The organism is Legionella drozanskii LLAP-1 (assembly GCF_001467585.1).
GTDB lineage: Bacteria > Pseudomonadota > Gammaproteobacteria > Legionellales > Legionellaceae > Tatlockia > Tatlockia drozanskii.
This window is the reverse complement of sequence record NZ_LNXY01000028.1, coordinates 191,269-200,385: the sequence shown is the minus strand read 5'-3', so window position 1 is coordinate 200,385 and position 9,117 is coordinate 191,269. Positions and strand designations below refer to the sequence as shown.

Below are 9,117 nucleotides of genomic sequence, written 5' to 3'. Positions count from 1 at the left end.
AGGAACTCGCCCCGTCGGCGTGATGCGTATTCTACTCATCCTCACTTCCTTGTCAAACACTTTTTGCATTTTTTTTAAAAAAATTCATCCGCTTATTTGAACTGTAAAATAAGCATTCAATATTTATTCAATAGTGGCGGTGTTTTCGGAGATAAATTGGATTTTCCTAACGCGCATTGACCTATTTTACATCATAAGTTATGATTTTGCACACTTTATAAACATTTTTTAAGGCTTTTTTATGAGATCCTTTTATTTGCTTCTTCTTTTCTTATTTTTAAATCCGATTTGGGCTGGTACCTCACATCATCATGACCACGATACTCCTTATGAGTATGATAGCCACAATCACAGCTATAATAATTTTTCATTTGCTGATGCCTTTCAAACAGGAATTGATACAAATGGGAAACCTTTATACCTGTGCATAGGAAAATTATTGAATAGCGACCAGCCCGGGAAAACTTGGGAAGGGTACGGACGATGCAATGTAGCTTATGGTGGGAAGGAATTTGTAGTTGACCGTTTTGAAGTGCCTTCTCGTGCTAGATTTAAAGGAGCGTATTGGCAAGCCAATCCTAGGACTGCTATTAGAGTAGGAACGGATACGAATGGTAAACCTTTATTTTTGTGCCAAGCTTATTTCCGGGGTAGCAGGCAACCAGGTAAAACCTGGCCGGGATATAATCGTTGCAATATTTCTTATGGCGGCCGTGAAATTATAATAGATAGCTATCTGGTTTTAGGGGCTAATAGACAAATCCAGGGTGAAGAACGTCATGGTTATCCGGGGCCTGAATCCATACGGATTGAAGTTAGACCTTAATTTATCTTTTTTCAATAAAGATGTTGGGCCAAGCCCAGCATCTTTAAACTCATACAACTCGTTCATAACGATAAAAAGTCATATCGTAATTATTCTTATCATCGCGCTCACGAAAAATCGTTTCCTCGCAATGCCATGATGATTCATTTAATTTTGGGAAAAAAACATCTGCTGCGAATTGATGATGAATGACCGTTAGGTAAATTCGAGATGCAAAAGCTAGAGCTTCTTCGTACAGAGAGGCCCCGCCGATAATCATTGCTTCGGGAACGTCATCAACTAAAGCCAGAGCTTTGGGTAAGGTATCGACTATTTCTACACCAGCCACTGAAAGGTTTTGACGGCTCAATATTATATTAAGACGTCCAGGTAAAGGTTTGCCGATCGAATCATAGGTTTTTCGACCCATAATAATCGGTTTCCCCATTGTAATATTTTTAAAATATTGGAGATCAGCAGGGAGATGAGCAAGTAAATGATTATCTTTTCCCAACCCATTATTTTCATCAATCGCGGCAATTAAACTAATAATTGTCATTCAGACTCCCTCGCCTTCGCCATAGAATAGGCCATGTTGACTGCAGCCAAGAGACTGTTGGAATCGGCTAATCCGGTTCCTGCTAACTCTAAGGCAGTGCCGTGATCGACTGAGGTGCGGATAATTGGCAACCCTAAAGTGACATTTACAGCCGAACCAAATCCTGCGTATTTCAATACAGCTAATCCTTGATCATGATACATGGCAACGAAAGCATCGGCTTGTTTTATATTCTGCGGGGTAAATAGAGTATCTGCAGGAAAAGATCCCTGTACGTTAATTCCTTTTTTTTGTAATAAGGTCAGCGCAGGATTGATTATTTCAATTTCCTCTCGTCCCAAATAACCGCTTTCTCCCGCATGTGGATTTAAACCGGCAACATAAATAGTTGGACTAGCAATAGCAAATTCTCGTTGTAATGAGGCATGCAGTTGTTCAACTACTCGACAAATCAGTGGGGCTGTTATGGCATCAGGTACTTCTTTTAATGGTAAATGAGTGGTCACCAAAGCGACTTTCATTATTTCGCAAGCTAACATCATCACTACGGTTTCAACATTACATTTCTTCGCTAAAAATTCAGTATGCCCTGTAAAAGGTATTCCAGCCTGATTAATCACGGCTTTGTGGAGAGGTGCAGTAATGAGGGCAGCAAATTCTCCCTGCAAACATTTATTAATTGCCAGGGTTAACATATCAATTACATAAGGCGCGTTGAGAGGATTTAATTTTCCGGTGAGTACGGGTGCGTTACAAGGAATAGAAAGTATGGTTAAGTGGTTCGGTTCTAGCGATACTGGATCACGCGCATTATAATCAATAAATCTAAGGTCTTTTTTTAATTCTTTCGCGCGTTGGGCGAGTAAATTCTTGTCGCCCAAGACGACTAGAGGTAATTCACAAGAAGCAAGGGTGAGGCATAAATCAGGACCAATTCCTGCTGGCTCACCGCTGCTTACGAGTAATGGTTTCATGCCAACCTTTTATCTACAATTTTCACATAGGAATCGGCACGCATATGTTGCTGCCAATTTTGCACCGCTTCTGTAAATTTGCGTTGTTGTAAAAATTGTCTAACCTGTTGGCGTTTAAACGCTTCAGAATCATCAATGTTTTTGCGCTCTAAAACTTCAATTAAATGCCAACCGAAAACCGATTTTACGGGTCGACTCACTTGGTGAATTGCTAAGGTACCCATGGCTTTTTCAAACTCGGGTACTAATTCACCTGGATTAACCCAACCTAAATCCCCGCCCTTGATTGCACTTGCTGCATCTAAAGAATATTGTTTTGCTAACAGGGCAAAATCCTTACCTGCTTTTATTTGCTGGTACAGATTATTAGCTTGTCTCAATGCCTCATCCCCAGTCATGCTTGCATCTTGTTTTACTAAGATATGACGAACATGGGTTTTAGTCACCTGATGATGTTGCTCAGTACCATTGACAGCGATGAGTTTGATCAATTGAAAACCGTTTCCAGTTCGTATAGGACCAGCAACTTGTCCAACGTTCATGTTGATAACTTGTTTAGCAAAAATATCAGGGAGTTCCGCTAAATGCCGTTCCCCTAAATCACCCCCTTCTAAAGCAAACTCACCGCTCGATTCAGCAATCGCTACACGATTAAAATCATCCCCGCGCCTAATTTTACTTAATAGATCACTTGCTTTCTGCCGTGCTTTTTTTAACTGTTCAGTCGTTGGCTCTTCTGGCAGAGGAATAACAATATTTTGTAAATGGTAGGTTTGCTGAGTTTTATTATCATTTTTAGAATGTTTTAAATAATCTTCAACTTGCTCAGCCGTAACAGCAACATCGGGGCCTACTGCTTTTTGTTGTACTCGACTAATTAATATTTCTTTACGAATATTTTCTCTAAACGTTTCCCAACTTAAGCCTTGCTTAACCAGTTCTTCTCGCAACTGAGTTAGAGTTAAATGGTTATTATTAGCGATTTTAGCAATTGCATCATTGAGATCTGTACTATCGACACTGACTTCATTACGTTTTGCAAGCTGTAATTGTAAATCAACATCAATCAAATGCTGCAACACTTGCTTACGTAATACTGTATCCGACGGAAGTTGCATCTTTTTAGCAGTAATTTGCTCTTTTAGGAGTTTGACTTGCGCATCTAATTCACTGGCAGTAATAACCCCATCATTAACAACAGCAACTACCTTATCTAAAGGCTGTGCCATCACTATTAATGCCGGCAATAGCAATATAAAAAATACGATTCGTTTCAACACGCTATATCCCCCTTCATTTACCTGACTTTTATGCTCAATTGACTTGTGGCTTGTCAGTCTTATTTATCAGGGCAAATTTAGGTTATTCTTAAACAAAATACAAGCAACCTTGTTTAATTTAAACCAAATACCCCTATTTATTTTTTCTTACCTATGAAACAAATCATTATAACCAGGAATGTAAGTTCGTACTCTACTCGAAGGATCACTATTGCCTACGGAACCCAGTCCTTTTAATAAGATTTGTAAAAATACGTTGTTATTATATCGGGGCCGCGATAGAGAGTCCAAGCTTTGGAAAGTACGTCCGCCTATTAATCGGACAGCCCAACAACAATTATCATACTGCACCCCTAGGAAAGACATCATCTCATATCGCTTACTAATGTTGTAGTTGTAAGCGCCCAAGGTACTCCAATGGATGCTGAAAGGCCAAGCATATGCGAAAGTGGCCTGATGTAAAGGATTATTTTTAATATTGGTGAAAGCCACTTGAGTAATATCACCATTGACCAAATAGGTATACCCGACTCCTACAATTTTATTATTACTTGATTCAGGCTGGTAATGAAAATTGACATGGCCATTATTAGTAGACCGGGTCGCAGGATTCCAAACATAATCTGCTGCCATGACCCAATTAGGGTTAAAATGGTACTCTCCGCGAGCGGCTACGGGCGAGAATTTATTAGTCAATGATAACACCCCTAAAGTCTCTGGACTCTCTTCACAAAATCCCGTAACACTTTGACAGAGTTTGACCCGTCTTTTAGCAAAATAACGAGCTTGACCAATAGAGAGAATTGCCTTTTCTCGACCTGATTCATCGGATAACCAGCGCGAACTCAGTGAGTACGAAAGTTGATTGGTATCGCCAATCCGATCAAAGCCAGAAAACCGATTGGTTCTAAATAATTGATCATGGCTGAAGATCATATAACCTGAATCAAAAACTGGAATCTGTGTTTGATCATGATAAGGAACATAGAGATAAAAAAGTCGTGGTTCCAAAGTTTGTGTGAAGCTTTCGTTTTTAAACGACGTTGAACGTTCAAAATACAAACCGCTATCAACATCATAACGGGGGATAACTCGATTAAATTTAGATTTTTGACGAAGAAATTGATCGCCATGAGAAAATCGATCACTATAAAAAAATTGACCACTATAAAAAAGTTGATCAATGTAATTATAAGAGGCTGGCCCATTCACGTCATAATAATTTTCGACTAACTCCATTGAAGGGGTTAAATACCCCCAGGGTCTCGAACGTGGGAGGGAAAGAATTGGATTTAAATGATAGCGGCTACCTTGAGGTTGAAACGAACTTCTTCCCGGCTGAGGTAGCTCAAAGAGATTTCTACCGGGCCAGCGAAAATAATCAAACTGTCCTTGTACAGAAAACGTGCTATCAAAAGGTAATTCGTCATAGGTTCCATTCGCTAACAATTGCGGTAAACGTTGATAGCTATCGTTAATCGGCGTTTCATTAATCGGATGAAGAGTTTGGTAGCTTTGTAGCATCCCGCGGAAAAACCAATGATCCGTTGTATAAGATAAATCACCCTGACGTAACATCTGTCTTTCCGTCAGGGTTGCTAAATTCGTACTGAAATCTTGCAGAAAATAATCATCGGAGACCTGACTAAAATTTAAACCAAAATGCAAGTCACGGGTAATCAGTGTTGAGTCTTGTACTTGAACAGACCAACGATCAGCAGACTTGGGACGCAATAAAGGATACCTATCACGATTTTCTAGTAAAAATCGATTAAACGCACGATCATGAGGCAGATAGCGTGCGCGAATATTTCCGAAGGATTTTTTGGTCAAATAGCGAAACTCCCCGCCCATCATGAAGCCTCGTTTTGTGTACAGATGGGGGATCAGAGTGGCGTCATAGTTTGGGGCGATGTTCCAATAATAGGGTAGTGCCAAATCAAATCCACCCACATTGGAAGAACCAACCACGGGCATTAAAAACCCAGACTTACGTTCTCTCGAGGTTGGAAAACTTAGGTAGGGAGTATATAAAATCGGCCAGTTACGGATGCGTAATCTTGCATTGCGCGCCACACCTATCGATCTTGCATCATCCAATTTAATACTATCGGCCTCAATTTGCCAGGCATTGTCTTGAGGAGTGCAGGTTGTGTAAGTGGCTTTTTGCAAAAAATAATCTTTATTAGCAAAACGCTCAATAATACTGGCTCGCCCCCAAGCCGGTTGAATAGCGCCACTTTTCCTTATATTAAAACGGTATAAAACATCTTCAACTTTTCCTGATTTATTCTCCGGATTAATGGTTGCTTTTTTAGCAATCATTATTCTTTCAGCCTCTAAATACTTCACCTCGCCTAGTAATTCAATTTTGCTAACTTTATTGGTTTTCGCATCACGATAAACATAGGCTGTTTGGGCATTAACCACGCGGCCAGCTTGTTGTACTTCAACATTTCCAGATAACTCAGAGCGACCTTCACGGTAAAAGGACACGTCGTCCGCCATAATGCGGACCTCATCATTGGATAGTGGGGTTATGGCGATCGGTTTATAAGAGCCTCCGCAGAGTGAGGGCGATGATCTATTCTCTTGCCAACCCAAGCATTGAGCAAATTTAGCTCGATTAGCGGCAGTCAAATCGGCTTCTCTTGCTACTACGCAAGCTTGTATAGGCTCAACCATCACTTCCGATGCATGAGTGACGACATGATACGTGCCAGCAGCTATTCCGATTGTAGTTGCCAATCCCACAAGCAAATAGCGATGACAGAACATTTTATGGAAAAGTTGAGTTATCGAATCAAAGCTAATTTTCACCGCCACCAAAATACCTTATGATTCACATGCGCTAGAGCGCTCAAGAATTAAAGCTGAGGAGTATAGCATGCATGATCGACAAAACGCACTTAACACGTGGCTTGAAAAAATACTTGCCTCATCTCAATTTACACTCGTTCCTTTAGCAGGTGATGCTAGTTTCAGGCGATATTTTCGTCTTCATTATAAAGGGAAAACTCAGGTTGTCATGGATGCACCGCCTGATAAAGAAACGATCGAGCCTTTTTTAGCGATTGCTAATTTATTATCTGCTGCAGGTATCAATACGCCGCACATTTACGCCGTAAATATCGCAGAAGGATTCGCTATCCTGGACGACTTTGGAGATACTTTACTACTCAAAGCGCTTTCCGATGAAACGGCTGACACGCTGTATAAAGCAGCGATGAATACTTTAAATACTCTTCAACTGGGCACTCTTTCAACAGCAAAGCAATTACCCGCTTTTGACAAGAATTTTATCTTATATGAATTAAATGTATTCAAAGAATGGTTTTTGCAAGCCTACTTAAAAATCGAACTGAGTGCGGAGGAGGAAGTATTAATCAATCAGACCTTTGATTGGCTTAGTAATGAAATTTTGCAGCAGCCCAAAGTGGTTATTCATCGTGATTATCATTCCCGCAATATTATGCTGCTTGCTAATAGCGAGCCTGTTCAATTAGGGGTTATCGATTTTCAGGACGCGATGTATGGGCCCTTTACTTACGATTTAGTTTCTTTACTAAAAGATTGTTATGTTCAATGGCCGAGAGAGCAAGTCATGAATTGGTTGACTTATTTCTATCAGGAATCATCGATAGCCAAACCAAATTCTCTTCCCGCTTTTGTTCGCGCTTTTGACTACTGTGGCCTACAACGTCATCTCAAAGTGTTAGGTGTTTTTTCTCGCTTATACTTGCGTGATGGTAAACCTAATTATTTACAGGATTTACCTTTGACGCTTCATTACGTAATAGCCTGCCTTGAGTGCTACGAGGAATTTGCCCCTTTTTATCAGTTTGTACAAAACAGGATTCATTTACCATGAAAACCGCGATGATTTTAGCTGCAGGGAGAGGGGAACGTTTGAAGCCCCTTACAAACAGCTTACCTAAAGCCATGTGTTTGGTTCATCATAAACCACTGATTCAATATCATGTGGAAAAATTAGTCAATTCTGGTTTTGAGCGAATTGTTATTAATCATGCTTATCTTGGCGGTAAAATACGCGAACATCTGGGAAATGGGGCAAAATGGGGAATAGAAATCTGCTATACCCCCGAACCACCAGGCGGACTTGAGACCGGAGGAGGAATTTATAATGCGCTGCCTTTGCTGGGGGTAGATCCTTTTGTGACGGTCAATGCAGATATTTTTACTGATTATGACTTTAATTTGCTTCATATAATGGATGGTGTCCAAATGCACTTGGTACTGGTTAATAATCCTCAACATAATAGTCAGGGGGATTTTGATTTAGTTCATCACAATCGATTGAGTAATCAGCGTAAACGCTACACCTACTCGGGCATAGCCTGCTACCATCCAGAAGCTTTTCAGCAATATAAACCGGGACGTTATTCTCTTGTTCCCATGTTCCATCAATTAATTAAAGAAAATTTGGCTACAGGTGAGCTTTATCAAGGTTTATGGGTTGACATTGGTTCAGTGGAACGGCTCAACTTTGCGAATTCATTGTGTTGTTGAATGAGTTAGCCAAGACCGAACCGAGGTCATAGAATCTGGACCCCGCGTTAGCCGCGAGGATTTCCTTACGAGCTACAGATTTCGCTACCAAGCAAGAGGTTAAGCCGCTGGAGCTGCTGATGGCCCTTCGTCTTCCGGAGTCGGTGCTGGTTCTGCATCTTTCTGAGCACCCTTTTGAACTCCAGCACGGTCTGCAGGATGTGTGTGGCTCTTTACTGTAACGGTAATGCCTCTATCATCAAGGTAATCTGGCAAACCATCTTCTATTGTATCTCTCGCATCCTGAGGATCTGCTTTTTGCGGTACACCATCAATTTGGTTGATAACCCCTTTATCGTTTGCTTGATAAAGAACACTCTTCTTATCGACCAAATCATTTTCAGCTAAAAAGGCTTTAAGTAAGGTATCCAGAGGCTTCGCTGAGTCTTTGGATAATTTCTTACCGTCAGCGCTAAAACCCCGAATAAATTCAGATTCATTGCTCACAGCAAAATCAATTTTAACTGGGTTGGTAACTGCTGTCGTAAACTCTTCCGCAGCTTTATCAGCCACATTTTGTTGGAAATTTTTAAAGTCAGTTTTAACCGGTTTGCCTGCCCATGCTCCGCCTTTTGAATCATTTTGGAGGAAAACAAAATCTCGAAAATTTTCCAACTTTTTCAGCATACCTTTTGATCTCTCAATCATACTTTTGCCTAAGTTGAACATGCTCTTCTTGAAGCTGCCTACTAAATAATCGGCAGTTTCAGAGTTGAATCTAGCCAACTCCATCGCATTTTCTATTGCATCCACTCCAGGTGCTAACTGCTTTACGCCGCTACCGCGATGTGTTAGAGGCAATGATTTTTTTTCTCTGACCATTCTATCTCTCACTGCAATTTAGTAAAACAATCGACTGATTAATTAATCAAAATAATAACTTTTGATCATTATAGCAAATGAAGCTTGCTTAGCGGTCATTGCTTTTCT

The 9,117-nt window shown here is 40.5% G+C and carries 8 protein-coding genes; 3 read left to right on the top strand and 5 right to left on the bottom strand.

Features of this window, described 5'->3' with window-relative positions:
- The first annotated feature begins 241 nt into the window (after positions 1 to 241).
- Entirely contained in the window at positions 242 to 826 is a 585-nt protein-coding gene (locus Ldro_RS13490) for a DUF3421 domain-containing protein (protein ID WP_058496947.1), read from the top strand.
- Between the two features lie 49 nt (positions 827 to 875).
- Here the strand turns inward: Ldro_RS13490 and Ldro_RS13485 are convergent, their stop codons facing one another.
- The 4 genes from Ldro_RS13485 to Ldro_RS13470 all read right to left on the bottom strand — a co-directional run bounded on the left by Ldro_RS13485 (position 876) and on the right by Ldro_RS13470 (position 6,396).
- Positions 876 to 1,364, bottom strand: a complete 489-nt coding sequence (locus Ldro_RS13485) for a dihydrofolate reductase (RefSeq protein WP_058496946.1) — start codon at positions 1,362 to 1,364, stop codon at positions 876 to 878.
- The gene (gene pdxA / locus Ldro_RS13480; RefSeq protein ID WP_058496945.1) at positions 1,361 to 2,338 is read right to left on the bottom strand and encodes a 4-hydroxythreonine-4-phosphate dehydrogenase PdxA; all 978 of its coding nucleotides are present in this window, start codon (positions 2,336 to 2,338) and stop codon (positions 1,361 to 1,363) included. Before pdxA ends, Ldro_RS13485 begins: the two co-directional genes overlap by 4 nt.
- The gene (locus Ldro_RS13475; RefSeq protein ID WP_058496944.1) at positions 2,335 to 3,618 is read right to left on the bottom strand and encodes a peptidylprolyl isomerase; all 1,284 of its coding nucleotides are present in this window, start codon (positions 3,616 to 3,618) and stop codon (positions 2,335 to 2,337) included. The genes pdxA and Ldro_RS13475 overlap by 4 nt, the downstream gene beginning before the upstream one ends.
- A 147-nt stretch (positions 3,619 to 3,765) precedes the next feature.
- Entirely contained in the window at positions 3,766 to 6,396 is a 2,631-nt protein-coding gene (locus tag Ldro_RS13470) for an LPS-assembly protein LptD (RefSeq protein WP_131764434.1), read from the bottom strand.
- A 109-nt stretch (positions 6,397 to 6,505) separates the two neighbouring features.
- Between Ldro_RS13470 and Ldro_RS13465 the strand changes: the two genes are divergently transcribed.
- Together Ldro_RS13465 and murU are read left to right on the top strand one after the other, a co-directional pair.
- The gene (locus Ldro_RS13465; RefSeq protein ID WP_058496943.1) at positions 6,506 to 7,489 is read left to right on the top strand and encodes an aminoglycoside phosphotransferase family protein; all 984 of its coding nucleotides are present in this window, start codon (positions 6,506 to 6,508) and stop codon (positions 7,487 to 7,489) included.
- Positions 7,486 to 8,148, top strand: coding sequence for an N-acetylmuramate alpha-1-phosphate uridylyltransferase MurU (murU, locus tag Ldro_RS13460; RefSeq protein WP_058496942.1), 663 nt, complete (start codon positions 7,486 to 7,488; stop codon positions 8,146 to 8,148). The genes Ldro_RS13465 and murU overlap by 4 nt, the downstream gene beginning before the upstream one ends.
- A gap of 99 nt (positions 8,149 to 8,247) precedes the next feature.
- Here the strand turns inward: murU and Ldro_RS13455 are convergent, their stop codons facing one another.
- Positions 8,248 to 9,009 carry a hypothetical protein gene (locus Ldro_RS13455; protein WP_058496941.1) on the bottom strand — a complete coding sequence of 254 codons (762 nt, stop codon included), beginning with the start codon at positions 9,007 to 9,009 and terminating at the stop codon, positions 8,248 to 8,250.
- Positions 9,010 to 9,117: the final 108 nt, after the last annotated feature.

Coding starts and splice junctions, on each gene's coding strand:
- Ldro_RS13465 (WP_058496943.1), top strand. CDS start 6,506: ATGCATGATCGACAAAACGCACTTAACACGTGGCTTGAAAAAATACTT.
- pdxA (WP_058496945.1), bottom strand. CDS start 2,338: ATGAAACCATTACTCGTAAGCAGCGGTGAGCCAGCAGGAATTGGTCCT.
- murU (WP_058496942.1), top strand. CDS start 7,486: ATGAAAACCGCGATGATTTTAGCTGCAGGGAGAGGGGAACGTTTGAAG.
- Ldro_RS13485 (WP_058496946.1), bottom strand. CDS start 1,364: ATGACAATTATTAGTTTAATTGCCGCGATTGATGAAAATAATGGGTTG.
- Ldro_RS13455 (WP_058496941.1), bottom strand. CDS start 9,009: ATGGTCAGAGAAAAAAAATCATTGCCTCTAACACATCGCGGTAGCGGC.
- Ldro_RS13490 (WP_058496947.1), top strand. CDS start 242: ATGAGATCCTTTTATTTGCTTCTTCTTTTCTTATTTTTAAATCCGATT.
- Ldro_RS13470 (WP_131764434.1), bottom strand. CDS start 6,396: ATGTTCTGTCATCGCTATTTGCTTGTGGGATTGGCAACTACAATCGGA.